Source organism: Roseomonas sp. CAU 1739, assembly GCF_039839775.1.
GTDB lineage: Bacteria > Pseudomonadota > Alphaproteobacteria > Acetobacterales > Acetobacteraceae > Neoroseomonas.
The window spans coordinates 20,888-37,018 of record NZ_JBDOQQ010000010.1 but is presented as its reverse complement, the minus strand read 5'-3'; the positions used below and the strand labels follow the sequence as shown (position 1 = coordinate 37,018).

The window sequence follows — 16,131 nt, the reverse complement described above, 5'->3', positions numbered from 1 at the left end:
TGGCCGGAGCAGAGCCAAGGATGGCCCCAAATTCCCCGCACCGAGCCGCGGTGTTCAGCCCCAAAACGGAGGTTTCCAAAGGCCTTAAGCCTTTGGTGGGGAGAGGTTCGGAGAGGGGCAAAGCCCCTCTCCGAGGCGCCACGGCGCCCGCGCTTCGCGCCAATGGGACCCTGCCATTCCAGACCTCCCCGCCAAAGGGCAACGGCCCCTTGGAATGCGATCTTTCGGCGCTTTGCGGCCGAGCCGGGATCGATGCCCGTGCGGGGGCCTGGGCCCGACAGGCTTCTTGCGGGTAGGGATCCGTTTCCTGCCGGGCGGCATGCGCCAGTATCCGCAGTCCGGTGGACCATCGCCATGGATTGCGCGGCGCCAGGCAGGGCGGATGTTCGTCAACCGCTACATGTGCATCGGGCACAAGGCGTCGCACCAGCATCAATGCTGCCCCCCGTGCCCGGCGCCGGACGATGGCATTCTGAAGGACCCCGTCCTTTGCCGGGAGTGGTCCGGACGGGGCAAAGCCCCTTCCGGTGCGTCCACCGCGCCCGTCCTCACCGCAGCGCCCCTTCCGGCGGCACCAGCGCCGCCAGCGCCGCCACCTGCACCGATACGCCGCCATCCACCACCAGCGCGTCGCCATCGGGGCGGAACCGTGCCTGCAGGAAGCGCAGCGCAAGGTCCGCCAGGAAGGCCAGGCGCCGCGCCTCGGCCTCGGGCATCGCCAGGGTGCCGGCGGCGCGCGCGGCCTGCGCCGCCCGCAGCGCGCGCAGCAGCATCGCCAATTCCTCGGTTCCCGCTGCCGGCGTGGTCGGCAGGGTGATGGTGTCGACCGGTCCGGGCAGGGTGATCAGCGCGAGGGCCGCGATGCCGCGCCGCAGGGCGGCGCCGGCCGCCTCCACACCATCCAGCGCCAGGCGTCGTGCGAGGGCCAGCAGCGCCGTCGCATGTTCCGCGATGGAAGCGCTTGCACCACCCGGTTCGCGGAAGGTGCCATCCGCGATCTGGGTCGCCAGCAGCCTTGCGGCCAGCGCGTCGATCTGCGCGCGATCATCGGGGTTGCGGGCGGCGCGGAACAGCACCTCGCTTGCCATCAGCGCATGGGCCAGTTCGGCGGGCGCGGTCTCGGCCTCGGAAAGGGCGGCGAGGTTCCGTCGTGCTGCCGCCGTCAGGATCGGCGCCTTTGCGGCGTCACCGAACAGCGCCTGCATCGCCAGCGCGGCGGCGATGCGTTGCCGCGGCGCGGCGCTGGCGGCATCGGCACCGCGCGGCGCCTCGAATGGGGCCTCGGTGCCGCGCAGCAGCAGGCGGTCCTCGCGCTGGGTCAGCGATTCACCTGCCGCCAGCCGCGTGCCGGCATAACGCGTCAACAGCCAGTGCAGCCGTTCTTCGGCCGGGCCACTCGCCTTCACGGACAGCAGCGTGGCGGGGCCGCGCGGCGTCAGTTGCAGGCACAGCGCGCGCGACGGCGTGCGCTGCTGGCGCGCGCCGAAGCCGGCCACCGGACCCTGCTGGATCGTGACGTTCTCGCCGGCCGGACTGGGGCGCTGCACCTCGCCGATCACCAGCGTGGCATAATCCACGCCATCGCCGGGGCTCATCGCGTCGCAGGCGGTGGTGATGCGCGGCCGGTCCAGCACCACGCCGGGCAGCGGTGTGAGCGTGACGGTCACGGTGACGACCGGCGTGTCGGCGCGCAGGTCGTAGTCGTAGCGAAGCCTCGCGAGTTCGCGTGGGCCGCCGCGGGTGAAGCGGCCACCGCGGCCGGACAGCACGCTCTCATGGTACAGGCGCACGCCGCCCTCGGCATCCTCGATGCCGGCGGCGACGATCGCGTCTTCCACATCCAGGCAGTGCCAGCGGCGCCGATACGCGAATTCGACCAGGTTGCCGCCATGGATCGCGGCCGGCGCGCCTTCAGTACCGTGCAGGTGCTGGCGTATCTCGCCGCGGAACAGATTGCCGGTGAACAGGTGGTGCGGCGTGGTGATTCGGAAGTCGCGCGGTGCGGCATCCTCGACCACCACGCGGGCCGGGCCGATCGCGCGCGGCGCCGGGCCAGGCCCGCCGGCCAGCGCGAGCAGCAACGCCACCGCGCCGTCGCCGCCGCCCAGCATGGGCTGGGCCAGCGCCTCGGCCGCCGCGGCATTGGCGGCGAGGTCGAAGACGCCGCCTTCGGGCTTCTGCGCGAAGGCCGGCGCGAACCCTTCGGGCAGCCGCGCCGGTGCGACGAAGCGCGCCAGGCCGCGCGCCAGACCACCCCGCACCGCATCCATGCCATTGCCACTCATCGCGCCCGTTCTAGCCGTGCTGCGCGGGGACGCGATAGGGTGGGGGGATGAACGCAACGGCATGCAACCTTCCCTTGCGCCGGGCGCGGCGCGGTTTCGCCGGCGGCGTGGCGCTGTTGGCGGCGCTGCTGGCCACGCCCGCCCGGGCGGAGACCGCAGACTGGCGATCCGCCGCGCCGCTGTTGCCGCTGCAGGGCGCGATCCGGCAGATCGGCACGCCGATCCCGATCGGCGGCGCCGGCTGGGGCCCCTGGCGTAGCATCTGCCGCGAGCAGACGCTGCGCCCCGGACGACCGCCGCAACGCGATTGCCTGGCGGTGGCCGAGGTGCGCCCCGAGCGCGGCGGCACGCGGTTGCTGCTGGTGCAGGACCGCACCGGGCTGCGCATCGCCGCGCTGCGCGGCACCGATGGACGCATCAGCGAATTCGCCGCGGTGCAACCCGATGGCAGCGCACCGCCACCGGATGAGGCGCGCGACGCGCTGCTCGTCGCCTGGCGGGCCCAATTCGCCACGCTCAGCCTGTCGGTCCGACAGATCACCGGGCGCGAAGACTTCGCCATGCGGGTCGAAGGTTCAACCCGCGGCGGTTCGTGCCGGGCGGAGGGTGTGTCGACCATTGCGCAACGCTCGGTGGTGGTGGCGCGCTGCGCGGTGGAACTCGCGGGCCGCCTGAGGGGTGGCGATTCGGACGCGCGGGTGGCGATCTTCGCCCGGGTCGCGATCGACGTGGCGACCGGGCTGGTCTCGGCGCAGGGCTACGCGACGCGGATCGAGACCTTCGCGGCGAATGGGCGGTCGAACGGGGTGGTGGTGACGCCGTCGCGGATCGTCCTGGAATAGCAACGCAGGCTTGCCGCCTGGCTGTCACGGTGGGTGACCGGAAAGGGGCTTTGCCCCTCTCCGGACCTCTCCCCACCAAAGGCCTAAGGGCCTCTGGACACCTCGATCTGGTGCCGGGCGCCGAGGTGGGGACCGCGTGTTGCGGACGCTTCAGGCACGATGGGGACTTTGTTTCCGGGCGCCGGGCCCATCCGCAGCGCCTCATGATGGCTGAACCGTCGTGCCGGGCCCCGGTTTCCCGCGGTCCAGGGGCCCGCAGGCCCCTGGCGGGGTGGCTTGGAGGGGCAGCGCCCCTCCAACCGTGTCCTACTTCCGCGTCGCCTCGTACCGCGCCTTGGTCTCGGCATTGGGCGGATACAGGCCGGGCAGCGGCACGCCGCGTTCGACCTCGGTCATGATCCAGGCTTCCAGCCGTTCCTGTTCCACCGCGGCGTCCACCACGGCATCCAGCAGCGCGGCCGGGATCACCACCGCGCCGTCCATGTCGGCAACGATGATGTCGCCGGGGATGACGGTCACGCCACCGCAGCCGATCGTCTCCTGCCAGCCGACGAAGTTCAGCGCGGCGACCGAGGCGGGCGCGACATAGCCCTGGCAGAACACCGGCAGGCCGGTGCCGATCACGCCGGCGCCGTCACGCAGCACACCGTCCGTCACCAGGCCGGCGACGCCCTTCTTCGCCATGCGGGCGCACAGGATGTCGCCGAAGATGCCGGCGGCGGTGCTGCCCATCGCGTCCGCCACGGCGACGCAGCCTTCGGGCATGTCCTCGATCGCGGCGCGGGTGCTGCGTGGGGAGGACCAGGAATCGACGGTGGCCAGGTCTTCCCGCGTCGGCGTGAAGCGCAGGGTGAAGGCGGGGCCGACGATGCGCTTCGCCTGGCCCGGCACGATCGGGCGCGACCCGGCGATGTAGCAGAAGCGCACGCCCTTCTTGAGCAGCACCGTGGTCAGCGTGGCCGTCGTCACGCCCTCGAGGGCGGTCTTCTGGGCGGGGGTCAGGGGCATGGCGCGACGGTCTCCTTCAACGTCGCCCGTGCATCGCAGGGGGCCGGGCCGGGGGCAAGGGGCGTGGGCGGCGGTTCACGAAATTAGAGCATGCTCGGTTCACATTCGTTCACCCATCACGCTCTAACCGATTGTTTGATCGGGTGATTCAGACCTCCGGTGCATTCGCACCTGCGACCATCACGCTCCAGGAACACAAGCGCGAGCGGCGCGTCGATCTCGGGCAGGATCGGGGGCGGCGCCCGCCGACCCTTTAGGCCGCCGCCGCCCGCCCACTGCCCCCGCGCAACCCGGCCAGCAGCGCCGGGATCGCCAGCACCGCCACCAGTGCCATCGCCGCGGCCTGTTCCAGATTGTCCGGCAGGCCGATGGTCGCCGCCCAGCGAGGGAGGTCGAACGGGTCGAGCGGCAGCATGGCCTGTTCCTGGAATTCCTGCACCGCCGCGGCGGCCAGCCGGGCAGCCATGACCAGCAGGAACACCGAGGTGCCGAGGAACAGCGGCCGCAGCGGCAGTTTCAGCGCAAGCCGCGTCAATGCGAACCACAGCGCCGCGAGCAGCGCGGCCGCCACCGCCATCCCGGGCAGCAGCGCGGCGGGGGATGGCGCGTCGCCCAGCAGGGCAGCGAGGAACAGCACCGTTTCCGCCCCTTCGCGGAACACCGCGAGGAAGCCGATTGCCGCCACGGCCAGGCCGACGCGCGGGGCGGCCATCGCCGCTTCGGTCTTGCGGCGCAGTTCCGCGGTCCAGGCGCGTGGGTCGGACCGCCTGGCTAGCCAGCCGCCGGTCCACAGCATCAGCCCGGCGGCCAGCAGGCAAACCACGCCTTCGAGGCGATCATCATGGGCGCCGTCGCGCCAGGCCATGAAGGCGGCTGCGGCGATCAGGCTTGCGGCCACGCCGGCGATGGCGCCGAAGCCGAGCGCGCGCCCCTGTTCCGGCGCCGCGCGTTGCAGGAAGGCGGCGAGCGCCGCGAGGACGAGGATGGCTTCCATCCCCTCGCGGAACAGGATCAGGCCGGCATCGAAGGCGTGAGCGGACATGGCGCGTACCTGTCGCGGTTGCGAAGCGTTCGCAATTTATGCCGGAAACGCGCCGGCCCGTCGCGTGAAACCTGCTTCATCCGTTCCGGCGGCAATGGCCTCGGTTCGCCTTCGCCTCCGCAATCCGGCCGGGACAGCGCGCCGGGGGCGCATCGCCTCCCGATCCACTGTCCGCGCCCTGCGCCCCCATCATCAGGGCGGGTGGCGTTGGACCGTGATCACGCCGGCCGCTGTCACCCTTGGCCCGACCGGGCATCGTCACGCGTCCGACCGATTCCGGCGAGGCGCGATCCGCTGACGTCGGGAGGCCGCAAGCCCCGCGGCAGGCCCGTAACCCGGGTCCGCCGGCCTGCGGCCTCACCCGATCACAGTATGAAGCGCGACAGGTCCGCGCTGCCGGCCAGGGGCGCGACTTTCCCGCGCACCATCGCGCCATCCACGCGCACCATTTCCCCGCCGCGGTCCGATGCGGTGAAGGACACATCCTCCAGCAGCCGCTCCAGCACGGTGGCGAGGCGCCGGGCGCCGATATTTTCGACGCTCGCATTGATCTCGGCGGCGAGGTCGGCGAGCGCGTCCACCGCATCGGCCTCGAAGTCGAGCGTCACGCCCTCGGTGCCGAGCAGCGCGGTGTATTGCTTGAGCAGGGAATGCTCCGGCTCGGTCAGGATGCGGCGGAAATCATCGCGCGTCAGGGCGGCGAGTTCGACGCGGATCGGCAGGCGGCCCTGCAATTCGGGCAGCAGGTCCGAAGGCTTCGCCAGGTGGAAGGCGCCGGACGCGATGAACAGGATGTGGTCGGTCTTCACCGGACCATGCTTCGTCGTGACGGTGGTGCCTTCGATCAGCGGCAGCAGGTCGCGCTGCACGCCTTCGCGAGAGACATCGCCACCGCGCACGCCGCCTTCGCCGGTGCGGGCGCAGACCTTGTCGATCTCGTCGAGGAAAACGATGCCGTTGTTCTCGGCATTGTGGACGGCGTCGCGCACCAGCGCATCCTGGTCCAGCAGCTTGTCGGCTTCCTCCTTGGCCAGGGCGATGCGCGCCTCGGCGACCGTCATCTTGCGCGGCTTCTGGCGCCCGCCGAACATCTTGCCGAGCATTTCCTGCATGTTCTGGAACTGCACGCCCTGCTGGCCTGGCAGGTCCATCATGCCGATCGGCATGCCGCCGCCGGCATCGGCGACCTGCACCTCGACCTCGCGGGTTTCCATCGTTCCTTCGCGCAGCATGCGGCGGAACTTCATGCGCGTCTCGCCGGAGGCTCCTTCGCCCACCAGGGCGGACAGCAGGCGTTCCTCGGCGGCGAGTTCCGCCTTGGCCTGCACGCCACGGCGCGCCTGTTCGCGCGCCATGGTGATGGACGATTCCACCAGGTCGCGGACGATCGATTCCACGTCGCGGCCGACATAGCCGACCTCGGTGAACTTGGTCGCTTCCACCTTCAGGAAGGGCGCATTCGCCAGTTTGGCGAGGCGCCGCGCGATCTCGGTCTTGCCGACGCCGGTCGGGCCGATCATCAGGATGTTCTTCGGCACCACCTCCTCGCGCAGCCCTTCGGGCAGCTGCTGGCGGCGCCAACGATTGCGCAGCGCGATGGCAACGGCGCGCTTGGCGTCCTGCTGGCCGACGATGTGGCGGTCGAGTTCGGAGACGATCTCGCGCGGGGACAGGTTGATGGATTCGGACATTGTTTTAACCCTCAGACGCCGGGCGCCGGCCATCCGGCCGGCTTGGCTTCGCGCCGTGCGCTGGCGCACCGGGCGGGACGGACAGGTTGGGCGCGGTCGCGCTGTGCGGTCCCGGATCGCTGCAGGCCGCGATCCGGGCGCGCTCCGTGGTGGGCGTCACGCTCAGCCTTCCAGGCTTTCAAGAACGATGTTGCCGTTGGTGTAGACGCAGATGTCGGCGGCGATCTTCATCGCGCGGCGGCAGATCTCCTCCGCATCGATGCCATCCACCGGCAGCAGCGCGCGCGCGGCCGACAATGCGTAGTTGCCGCCCGAGCCGATGCCGATGATGGCGTCTTCCGGTTCCAGCACATCGCCCTGGCCGGTCAGCAGCAGGCTGCGCTTGCTGTCCGCCACCGCCAGCAGGGCTTCGAGACGGCGCAGGTAGCGGTCGGTGCGCCAATCCTTCGCCAGTTCGACGCAGGCGCGCTCCAGCTGGTCGGGGAAGCGCTCGAGCTTCGCCTCCAGCCGTTCAAGCAGGGTGAAGGCATCGGCGGTGGCACCGGCGAATCCGCAGAGGACGCGGCCCTGGGCGATGCGGCGCACCTTGCGCGCATTGCCCTTCACCACCGTCTGGCCGAGCGAGACCTGGCCGTCGCCGGCCATGGCGACGCGGCCATCCTTGCGCACGCACAAAATGGTGGTGCCGTGCCACCCGAGGGGATCATGTTGTGAGGAGGTCATGGTGCGCCGAATGTGGGCGCGCCGGTGCCACGACTCAACCGGGGGGCGCTGGTCGATCGGTGACGCCGCCGGGGCGGTTCAACCCTCGGTGCGCCCCGTCGCCCGGCACGACCCGCCTGCGCGGTTACCATTCGGTAGGATTTGCAATGCTTTCCTGAACGGAGCCCAGAACCCCACGAGGCCCGCACCGCCATGCAGCCCATCATCGCGCCGTCGCCGGCAGGGCTTCCGGCCCAGGCCGCTTCCCTTCGCCACGCTGCCGGCGACCGCCGGGTCCACGAACGGGTGCCGCTGCGCCGCGGCGGCATCCTGGAACTGGCCGGTCGCCGGATCGCCGTGAACCTGCTCGACCTGTCAGCGGGGGGCGTGGCGCTGTTCGACACGGGCATCGATGCCGTGCCGGGCACGGCCGGCGCGCTGATACTCGATACGGCCCTGCTGCCGGTGACCGTCGCGGCGGTCTCGGACGGTCGGCTGCACCTGGCCTTCCAGGCGCTCTCGCCGGCGGCCGATTCGGTGCTCCGCCGGTTGCTGGGCGGCCCGCCGGACCGCATCCCGCCGGGCTGACGCAGGCCGCGGGCGCCATCGCCCGACCGCGGCGATTGCGGGACCGGGGGCGGGGGGCGTAGGAAGCGCCCCATGGATGGAAACGTTGCCCCCCCGCGCCGTGCCGAGATCACCCGGGAGACCGCCGAGACCGCGATCCGCGTCGCGCTGGACCTGGACGGGTCGGGCCGTGCCGAGATCGCGACCGGGATCGGCTTCCTCGACCACATGCTGACCGCGCTGGCGCGTCATTCCCTGGTGGACATGACCATCGCCGCCAAGGGCGACCTGCATATCGACTTCCACCACACCGCCGAGGATGTCGGCATCGTCATCGGCCAGGCGCTGCGGAAGGCGTTGGGCGACAAGCGCGGCATTCGTCGGTATGGCGCCGCGCTGCTGCCGATGGACGAAGCCCTGGCGGAATGCGCCATCGACATCTCCGGCCGGCCCTTCCTGGCGTGGTCGGTGCCCTTCGGCCGCGACAAGGTCGGCGAGATGGACACCGAGCTGTTCGAGGAATTCTTCCGCGCCCTGGCCTTCAACGCCGGCATCACCATGCACGTAACCTTGAAGGCGGGCACCAACGCGCACCACGTAGCAGAGGCCTGTTTCAAGGCCGCCGCGCGTGCCCTGCGGCAGGCCGTCGAGCCCGATCCGCGGGCGGGCGGCGCGATCCCCTCCACCAAAGGGGTGCTGGAGGCCTGACCATGCGCGTCTGGACAGTGCAGATCAGGCCGCCGGCACAAGGCACGCCGCCGCGGGTCATGCTGCTGCGGGATGGCTTCGCGTGGATCGCCCTGCTGGCCCCGCTGCCCTGGTTCCTGGCGCATCGGCTGTTCGCGCTGGCGGGGCTTTATCTGGCGGCGATGGTGGTGCTGGGCGTCACCCTGCCGCCGGCCGCCGTGGCGCCCCTGCTGCTTGGTCTGCACCTTTTCATCGGCTTCGAGGCGCGCGCCCTGCAATGCTGGTGGCTGGGCCTGCGTGGCTGGCGGACCGAGGCGGTGGTGATGGGGCGGGATGCCGATGCTGCGTTCCTGCAACTCGCGGCCTGGCGGCCCGATCTGGCCCATGCGGCAGTCTGAAGGGGGCGGGGATGGTGCAGCGCGTGGCGGTGGTGGATCCGGGGTCGGGCAACCTGGCCTCGGTGGTCCGAGCCTTCGAGAAATCGGCCGAGGACCATGACATTGACGCCGTGGTCAAGGTTGTGACGGCCGCCTCCGACCTGCGCATCGCCGACCGCATCGTGCTGCCCGGCCAGGGCGCCTTCGCCGCCTGCCGGCGCGGCCTCGATGCCCTGCCGGGCGTGGTGGATGCGTTGGAGGAGCGGGTGCGCGGCCATGGCGTGCCGTTCCTGGGCATCTGCGTGGGCATGCAGCTGATGGGCACGCGCGGGCTCGAACACGGCGAGACGCCGGGGCTGGACTGGATCCCGGGCACGGTGGCGCCGATGGACCCGCGCATCGACGGCGCGCCGCTGCCGCTGCCGCAGATGGGCTGGAACGCGCTGTCCTTCGAGGAAGGCTTCCACCCGATGCTGGACGGGGTGAAGCCCGGCGACCAGGTGTATTTCGTTCACTCCTACGCCTTCGAGGCGGAAGAGGCGGAGGATGTCATCGCCACCACCGACTACGGCGGTCCGGTGACCGCGATCATTGCGCGCGGCAACCTCGCCGGGCTCCAGTTCCACGTCGAGAAAAGCGGCCCGATCGGGCTCGCCATGCTCGCCAACTTCCTCCGGTGGGAACCTTGAACGCATCCGTGGCCGTGCAGCCCCCGCGGGACATCGCCGTCGAACGGGCCGAGCGCCTGTCCGATGCTGACCTCGCCGACCTCGCCGAGGCGACGGATGCCGCCATCATCGAGGGCGGCGGCTTCGGCTGGGTGGAACCCCAGGGCCGCGCGGCGCTGGAACGCCATTTCCGCGGCGTGCTGCTGGTGCCGGAACGCGAATTGTTTGTCGCCCGGCTGGATGGCCATGCGGTCGGGTCGGCCCTGCTGGTCCGCCCGCCGCGCAACAACGAAGCCCAGGCCTTCGCGGCGACGCTGACCCACGCCTACATCGCGCCCTATGCGCGCGGCTTCGGCCTGGCGCGGCTGATGGTGTCGAAGGTCGAGGAACGCGCAGCCGCGCTGGGCCATCGCGTCATCAACCTCGATGTGCGGGAGACGCAATCCACCGCCATCGCGCTGTTCGAGACGCTGGGCTACCAGCATTGGGGCACGCATCCCTTCTATGCCCGGGTGCGTGGCCAGACGGTGGCCGGGCGCTTCTACATGAAGACGTTGGAACCGGGACGCGGGCGCAGCACGGGTACGCTGATCGACGGGGCGGCCTGATCGCGGTGGCGAAAGGCGGCGCCGCGCCGGCTTGTCGCGGCGGGGCGAAGGCGGGGGTGATCATCCCATGCTGATGTTCGGCGGGCTCGTGCTGCTCGCCGCCATGGCTTGCCTCGGCTACGGGCTGGCGGCGCTGCGGCTGGCCGAGCGGCTCCGCCCCGGCCTCGGGCGCGCGGTCACGGTCGGGGATCTCGGCCTGCTCGGCTATGCGGTGCTGGGCCTGCTCGCCACCATGCTGCATGTGTTCGTCCCGCTCGGCGGCGTCCCGGCGGCGGCGGCCTGCCTCGCCGGGATCGGGCTGCTGCTGGTGCAGTGGCGCGGCCTGGCGCGGCAATCAGGGGCCTTCGGCTGGCGCATGGCGGCGACGCTGGTGCTGCTTGTGGCGGCCTGCCTGAGGCTCGGCGCCATGATCCCGGGCTCGACATCCGGGCATTTCGACACCGGGCTGTATCATCTGCAGGCGGTGCGCCAGGCGATGGAATTCCCGCTGATCCTGGGCAGCGCCAACATCCACATGCGCTTCGGCTACAATTCGTCGGTCTTCCCCACCGCCGCGCTGCTGTCGGGCGGGCTGCCGGGGCTTGCCGGGGCCATCACCACCAATGCGCTGATGATGGTCTTCGTCATCCTGGCGGTGGCGCAACGCGCGCTGTCGAGGGGCGACGGCGCCGGGCTGCGCTCGACCCTGTTCGGCCTGCTGGCGGTCCTGCTGGCGCTGTTCACGCCGCTGCTGATCCTGCGCGTCTGGGCCGGCACACCGAACAGCGACATCCCGAGCGCGCTGATGGCGCTGTATGCCTTCCACCTGGCGCTGCGCCTGTCGGACCTGGGCGGGGTCGTCGATGCGGCGGCCGAACGCGGCGGCACGGCGGCGCTGCTGGCCGTGGTGGTGGGGCTGGCGGTCACGCTCAAGCTCTCGGCGCTGCCGGTTGTGTTGCTGATGCTGCTGCCGCTGCTGGCCTGGCGGCGTGGCTGGATCGGCGGGCGGGATATCGGCCTGGGTGTCGGCGGCGCGTTGGCGATCGGGCTGCCCTGGCTGGCGCAGGGCATCGCCACCTCGGGCTGCCTCGCCTATCCGCAGCCATCGACCTGCCTGCCGGTGCCCTGGCGGATCAACATCACCGTCGCGCAATCCGACATGGACTGGATGCGGGCCTGGGCGCGCCGGCCGGATGCACCGCCAGAGCGCGTGCTGGCGGACTGGTCATGGTTCCCCGACTGGATCGCGCGGCTGGACCAGGAGCCATCGCGCGTGACGTTCCTGCTGCTGGGTGGCGTCGTCCTGGTGCTGCTGGCGGCGCGTCTGCTGCTGGGGCGGCGGCTGGTGATCGTGGCGGACCTGCTGCCGCGCGCCGCCCGGCGGGACATGCTGCTGCTGCAGGCGATCGCGGTGCTGGGGATCGCCTTCTGGTTCGTCACCGCGCCGCTGGTGCGGTACGGGCAGGGCTGGCTGGTGCTGCCGCTGCTGCTGGCCATCGCCCAGGCCGCGCCGGTGGGCTGGGGTGGCAGCAGCCCGGCTGCGGGGGTGTGCGCCATCCTGGCGCGGCCGCGCTGGCGCACCGGCGCCGCATTGGCCCTGGCTGCGGCGACAGTGGTCTCCCTGGCGGGCCAGCCGCTGCGCCGGCTGCTCGACACCCGGCCGGTGACTGTTCCCGAGGTCGCGGTCGCCCGGCATGGCGACCTGGCGGGCATCCCCATCCATGTGCCGCGGGACGGTGGCCAATGCTGGGATGCGCCGCGGCTGTGCACGCCCAATCTGCGCGACGGGCTGGTCGCCACGCCGTTCCTCTGGAGCTGGATGGTGCGCGATCCGTCGTGATGGCATGGGCGCCGCCCGTCTGCGTGAGGCTTGGAGGGGGCTTGCCTCTCCCGGACCCACCCCACCAAAGGCCAGCGGGCCTTTGGAAACCGTCACCGGGCGCGGACATGGTGCGCGGGATGGGTGCGCGGCGTCGTCGCCGGGCCCGGGCTGCGTTCACGGATCGCACCTGGTCGCGGTTTCCAACGGTGTTGCGCCCTGAGGGGCGGGGGCATGGCCACGGGCGGAGGCGGCAAGGCCCGGTCCAGCCGGCCGTGGTTGACCAGGCCGCGCTCGCGTCGGGCGTCGTCCTGGGAACCGTCCCGCCGGGGTCCTGCGCGTCCCTGGTGCCAGGCGCTGTGCGCCCCAACCGGCGGGCCCGTCGTCCCTTTCAGTCCACCCGTGCGCCCGACGCCCGGATGATCGGCGCCAACCGCCGTTCCTCTGAGGCGCGGAAATCGGCAATCTGTTCCGGCGTGGTCCACCACGCGGTCGCGCCCTGGTCGAGGTATTGGCGTTTCAGATCATCCGATTCCAGGGCGCGGCGGGCCAGCGCCGACATGCGTTGCACCACGGCGGGCGGCAGGCCGGCCGGGCCGCAGATACAGGTCCAGGACGACATGTCGTAGCCCGGCAGCGTCTCGGCGATCGAAGGCGATTCCGGCACCACCGGGCTGCGCTGGGCCGAGGTGACGCCGAGCGCGCGCACCCGGTTCTCCTTTGCCTGCGCCAGCGCGCCGGGGATGTTGTCGAAGATCATGTGCACCCGCCCGGCGATGATGTCCGGATAGGCCGCGGCGCTGCCGCGATAGGGGACATGCGTCATCTCCACCCCCGCCATGGCGCAGAACAGCGCGCCGGCGATGTGCAGCGTGGTGCCCGCGCCCGCGGACCCATAGGAGTATTGGCCCGGGCGCGCCTTCAGCAGGGCGATCAGTTCCGGCACCGAGCGCGCCGGGATATCGTTGTTGATCACTAGCAGGTTCGGCAACTGCCAGATGCCGGTGACCAAGGTGAAGTCGCGCTGCGCGTCGAAGGGCATGCGGGCGTACAGCGTCGGCGATATGGCGTGGGAGGCGATGCCGCCGAGGCCGATGGTGTAGCCGTCCGGGGCCGATTGCGCGATCGCCTGGTTGCCAACCAGGCCGCCCGAGCCGGTGCGGTTCTCGACGACGAATTGCTGGCCCGACAGCTCCGACATCTTCTGGCAGATCTGGCGCGACAGCGTGTCGGTGGGGCCGCCGGCGGCATAGGGGTTGATGTAGCGGACCGTCCGGCTGGGCCAGGCGTCCTGCGCGGCCGCGAGGCGCGGCGCGGCCAGGATGGCGGCGGCCGTCCCGAACAGGGCGCGGCGGCGCGGGGTGTAAGGCGGCATGCTCATGTCCTCCCTTGGCCGTCGTTGCGGCCGGTTGAGGCAAAGCCTAGGACAACGGCCGGGCCGGGCGCGAGATGAAACGCCGCCTTGCCCGCTTTGTTTGCCCCCCCTGGCCCCGCGTGCTAACCGCGCCGCCATCCTTCCGGCGCGCCCGGCGCGCCCGATACCATGAGGCTCCGCCATGTCCGACCAGCCGATCCCGCCCAATGGTTCCAATGGGGGCGTCAACGGGGGTGCCAACCCCGCCACCGGCCCGGTGGTCCTGAACCTTCAGTTCACCAAGGACCTGTCCTTCGAGGTGCCGGGCGCGCCCGAGATCTACCTCAACATGCGCGACGCGCCGCGCATCGACATCGCGCTCGACGTCCAGGCGCGCCGCCTGCAGGACGGGCAGGAGACCTATGAGATCTCCCTGCAGATCCGCTGCGACGCCAAGACCACCGACGGCAAGACCGCCTTCATCGCCGAGCTGGTCTATTGCGGCATCTTCACCCTGAACGGCGTGCCCGGCGAAATGCTGGAGCCGGTGCTGCTGGTGGAATGCCCGCGCCTGCTGTTCCCCTTCGCCCGCAACATCCTGGCGGATGTCACGCGCGACGGCGGCTTCCCGCCGGTACTGCTGGCGCCGATCGACTTCGTGCAGCTGTGGCAGTCGCGGCGCGGCCAGCCGTCCAACGTGCCGGTGGCGAACGCCTGAAGCAGGGCTCGGCCTTGACGCGGGCACCCCCCGCGTCATCTGGGGCGACATAATGACCAAGCGCCGCGTCGCCATCGTGCTGTTCAACCTGGGCGGCCCCGACCGCCCGGAAAGCGTGCAGCCTTTCCTGACCAACCTGTTCACCGACCCGGCCATCCTGCGGGTGCCTGGCTTCGTGCGACCCTGGCTCGGCCGCTTCATCGCCTGGCGGCGGACCAAGCCGGCGCAGGCGAATTACGCCGTCATCGGCGGCCGTTCGCCGCTGCTGGAACTGACCGAGGACCAGGGGCGCGCGCTGGACGCCGCCCTGGCCGACGACCAGGCGATGGAAGCGCGCTGCTTCGTTGCCATGCGCTACTGGCATCCGTTGTCGGACGCCGCCGCCCGCGCCGTGCAGGCGTGGGGGCCTGACGAGGTGCTGCTGCTGCCGCTGTATCCGCAGTTCTCGACCACCACGACGGGCAGTTCCATCACGGCCTGGGACGACGCCTGCCGTGCCATCGGCCTCGCGGTGCCGACCACCACGCTGTGCTGCTGGCATTCGCATGGCGGCTTCGCCGCGGCCACCGCTGCGCTGGTGCGTGGTGCCTACGCCAGCGCCCGCGCCGCGCTGCCGGGCGATGTTCCGCTGCGCGTGCTGTTTTCCGCCCACGGCCTGCCCGAGACCATCGTCAAGGCTGGCGATCCCTATCAGTGGCAGGTCGAGCAGACCGTCGCCGCCGTGGTCGGTGACCTCGGCGACATCGCCGGGCTGGACCACACGGTTTGCTATCAATCGCGCGTGACGCCGCAGGTCTGGATCGGCCCGTCCACCGAGGCCGAGATCGAGCGTGCCGCCCATGACAAGGTGGCGCTGCTGGTCTGCCCGATCGCCTTCGTGTCCGAGCATTCGGAAACCCTGGTCGAACTGGATGTGGAATACCGCGAGGTGGCGGAGAAGCTCGGCGTGCCGGGGTATTTTCGCGTGCCGGCGCAGAACAGCGACCCCGCCTTCATCGCTGCCCTGGCGGAGCTGGCGCGCGGCGCCCTGGGGTCCGGCCGCGCACTGTGCTCCTTCGCCGGCGCGCGGCAATGCCCGAAGCAGCACGGCGACTGCCCGCATGCCCGCGCACGCGTGACGGCCGCCGCCGCATGACACCGCGGGCCGTGCTGTTCGACTGCGACGGCGTGCTGGCGGACAGCGAGATGGTGGTGAACGCGCTGGTCGCGGACCAGCTCACCGCGCTCGGCTGGCCGATGACCGCGGTGCAGTCGCGCGAGACCTTCCTCGGCCTCGCCCTGCCGGACATGGTGCCGCGCATCGAGGCGCGCGTCGGCCCGTTGCCGCCGGGCTGGGCGCAGGAGATCTCGGCCCTGCTCGCGCTGGAGATGACCGAGCGCACGCCGGCCATGCCTGGTGCGATCGAAGCCGTGCGGCGCGTCGCGGCGGCCGGCATCCCCGTGGCCGTTGCATCGAATTCCGCCCGCGCCGAGCTGGCGGCGAAGATGCGCGCCCTGGGCCTCGCGACGGTGTTCGGCGAACGCGTCTTTTCCTTCGAGGATGTCGACCGGCCGAAGCCGTATCCCGACATCTACCTGGCGGCGGCGGCGGCCTGCGGCGCGGCGCCGCAGGATTGCGTGGTGGTCGAGGATAGCGTGCCCGGCGTGCGGGCCGGCATCGCCGCAGGCTGCCGCGTGCTGGGCTTCGCGCATGAGACGCCGCGCGGGGTGCTGGCGGTGCATGGGGCCGAGCCGTTCGGGAGCATGGCGGAGCTGGACGGGCTTTTGGGAATTTAGAGCGTGAT

16 protein-coding genes are annotated in these 16,131 nt (G+C 71.4%); 10 read left to right on the top strand and 6 right to left on the bottom strand.

From position 1 onward, the window contains the following. Positions 1–548: 548 nt before the first annotated feature. Positions 549–2,285 (bottom strand): hypothetical protein, encoded by a 1,737-nt coding sequence (locus tag AAFN86_RS16800; RefSeq protein ID WP_347544515.1) that lies wholly within the window; start codon positions 2,283–2,285, stop codon positions 549–551. Between the two features lie 47 nt (positions 2,286–2,332). Here AAFN86_RS16800 and AAFN86_RS16795 point away from each other — a divergent pair, with 47 nt between their 5' ends. Further along, a complete protein-coding gene (locus AAFN86_RS16795; RefSeq protein WP_347544514.1) occupies positions 2,333–3,127 on the top strand; it encodes a hypothetical protein in 795 nt (264 codons plus the stop codon). A 306-nt stretch (positions 3,128–3,433) separates the two neighbouring features. Here the strand turns inward: AAFN86_RS16795 and AAFN86_RS16790 are convergent, their stop codons facing one another. The 4 genes from AAFN86_RS16790 to hslV form a co-directional block, all read right to left on the bottom strand. Next, the gene (locus AAFN86_RS16790; protein WP_347544513.1) at positions 3,434–4,135 is read right to left on the bottom strand and encodes a ribonuclease activity regulator RraA; all 702 of its coding nucleotides are present in this window, start codon (positions 4,133–4,135) and stop codon (positions 3,434–3,436) included. Between the two features lie 253 nt (positions 4,136–4,388). Then, complete coding sequence (locus AAFN86_RS16785) at positions 4,389–5,177, bottom strand: FTR1 family protein (protein WP_347544512.1); 789 nt, start codon at positions 5,175–5,177, stop codon at positions 4,389–4,391. Positions 5,178–5,542: 365 nt separating this feature from the next. After that, positions 5,543–6,868: an ATP-dependent protease ATPase subunit HslU gene (gene hslU / locus AAFN86_RS16780; protein WP_347544511.1), complete on the bottom strand. Its 1,326-nt coding sequence runs from the start codon at positions 6,866–6,868 to the stop codon at positions 5,543–5,545. A 162-nt stretch (positions 6,869–7,030) separates the two neighbouring features. Beyond that, positions 7,031–7,591 carry an ATP-dependent protease subunit HslV gene (gene hslV / locus AAFN86_RS16775; protein WP_347544510.1) on the bottom strand — a complete coding sequence of 187 codons (561 nt, stop codon included), beginning with the start codon at positions 7,589–7,591 and terminating at the stop codon, positions 7,031–7,033. Positions 7,592–7,783: 192 nt separating this feature from the next. Here hslV and AAFN86_RS16770 point away from each other — a divergent pair, with 192 nt between their 5' ends. From AAFN86_RS16770 to AAFN86_RS16745, 6 genes are all read left to right on the top strand, one after another. After that, the gene (locus tag AAFN86_RS16770; RefSeq protein WP_347544509.1) at positions 7,784–8,158 is read left to right on the top strand and encodes a PilZ domain-containing protein; all 375 of its coding nucleotides are present in this window, start codon (positions 7,784–7,786) and stop codon (positions 8,156–8,158) included. 72 nt (positions 8,159–8,230) lie between these two features. Beyond that, positions 8,231–8,845: an imidazoleglycerol-phosphate dehydratase HisB gene (gene hisB / locus AAFN86_RS16765; RefSeq protein ID WP_347544508.1), complete on the top strand. Its 615-nt coding sequence runs from the start codon at positions 8,231–8,233 to the stop codon at positions 8,843–8,845. A gap of 2 nt (positions 8,846–8,847) precedes the next feature. After that, on the top strand, positions 8,848–9,222 hold the full coding sequence (locus AAFN86_RS16760) for a DUF2628 domain-containing protein (protein ID WP_347544507.1): 375 nt from the start codon (positions 8,848–8,850) through the stop codon (positions 9,220–9,222). A gap of 11 nt (positions 9,223–9,233) precedes the next feature. After that, on the top strand, positions 9,234–9,890 hold the full coding sequence (hisH, locus tag AAFN86_RS16755) for an imidazole glycerol phosphate synthase subunit HisH (RefSeq protein ID WP_347544506.1): 657 nt from the start codon (positions 9,234–9,236) through the stop codon (positions 9,888–9,890). Positions 9,891–9,898: 8 nt separating this feature from the next. Next, positions 9,899–10,477 carry a GNAT family N-acetyltransferase gene (locus AAFN86_RS16750; protein ID WP_347544505.1) on the top strand — a complete coding sequence of 193 codons (579 nt, stop codon included), beginning with the start codon at positions 9,899–9,901 and terminating at the stop codon, positions 10,475–10,477. A 67-nt stretch (positions 10,478–10,544) separates the two neighbouring features. Beyond that, positions 10,545–12,296 (top strand): LIC_10190 family membrane protein, encoded by a 1,752-nt coding sequence (locus AAFN86_RS16745; RefSeq protein ID WP_347544504.1) that lies wholly within the window; start codon positions 10,545–10,547, stop codon positions 12,294–12,296. A gap of 370 nt (positions 12,297–12,666) precedes the next feature. On the opposite strand, the gene AAFN86_RS16740 is transcribed toward AAFN86_RS16745, so the two are convergent. Next, positions 12,667–13,650: a tripartite tricarboxylate transporter substrate binding protein gene (locus tag AAFN86_RS16740; RefSeq protein WP_347544503.1), complete on the bottom strand. Its 984-nt coding sequence runs from the start codon at positions 13,648–13,650 to the stop codon at positions 12,667–12,669. Between the two features lie 181 nt (positions 13,651–13,831). Between AAFN86_RS16740 and secB the strand changes: the two genes are divergently transcribed. Genes secB through AAFN86_RS16725 form a run of 3 tightly spaced genes read left to right on the top strand, consistent with a single transcriptional unit; the run spans position 13,832 to position 16,123 of the window. Next, positions 13,832–14,347 (top strand): protein-export chaperone SecB, encoded by a 516-nt coding sequence (secB, locus tag AAFN86_RS16735; protein ID WP_347544502.1) that lies wholly within the window; start codon positions 13,832–13,834, stop codon positions 14,345–14,347. 52 nt (positions 14,348–14,399) lie between these two features. Continuing rightward, positions 14,400–15,482 carry a ferrochelatase gene (gene hemH / locus AAFN86_RS16730; protein ID WP_347544501.1) on the top strand — a complete coding sequence of 361 codons (1,083 nt, stop codon included), beginning with the start codon at positions 14,400–14,402 and terminating at the stop codon, positions 15,480–15,482. Then, positions 15,479–16,123: an HAD family phosphatase gene (locus AAFN86_RS16725; RefSeq protein WP_347544500.1), complete on the top strand. Its 645-nt coding sequence runs from the start codon at positions 15,479–15,481 to the stop codon at positions 16,121–16,123. Before hemH ends, AAFN86_RS16725 begins: the two co-directional genes overlap by 4 nt. Positions 16,124–16,131 lie beyond the last annotated feature (8 nt).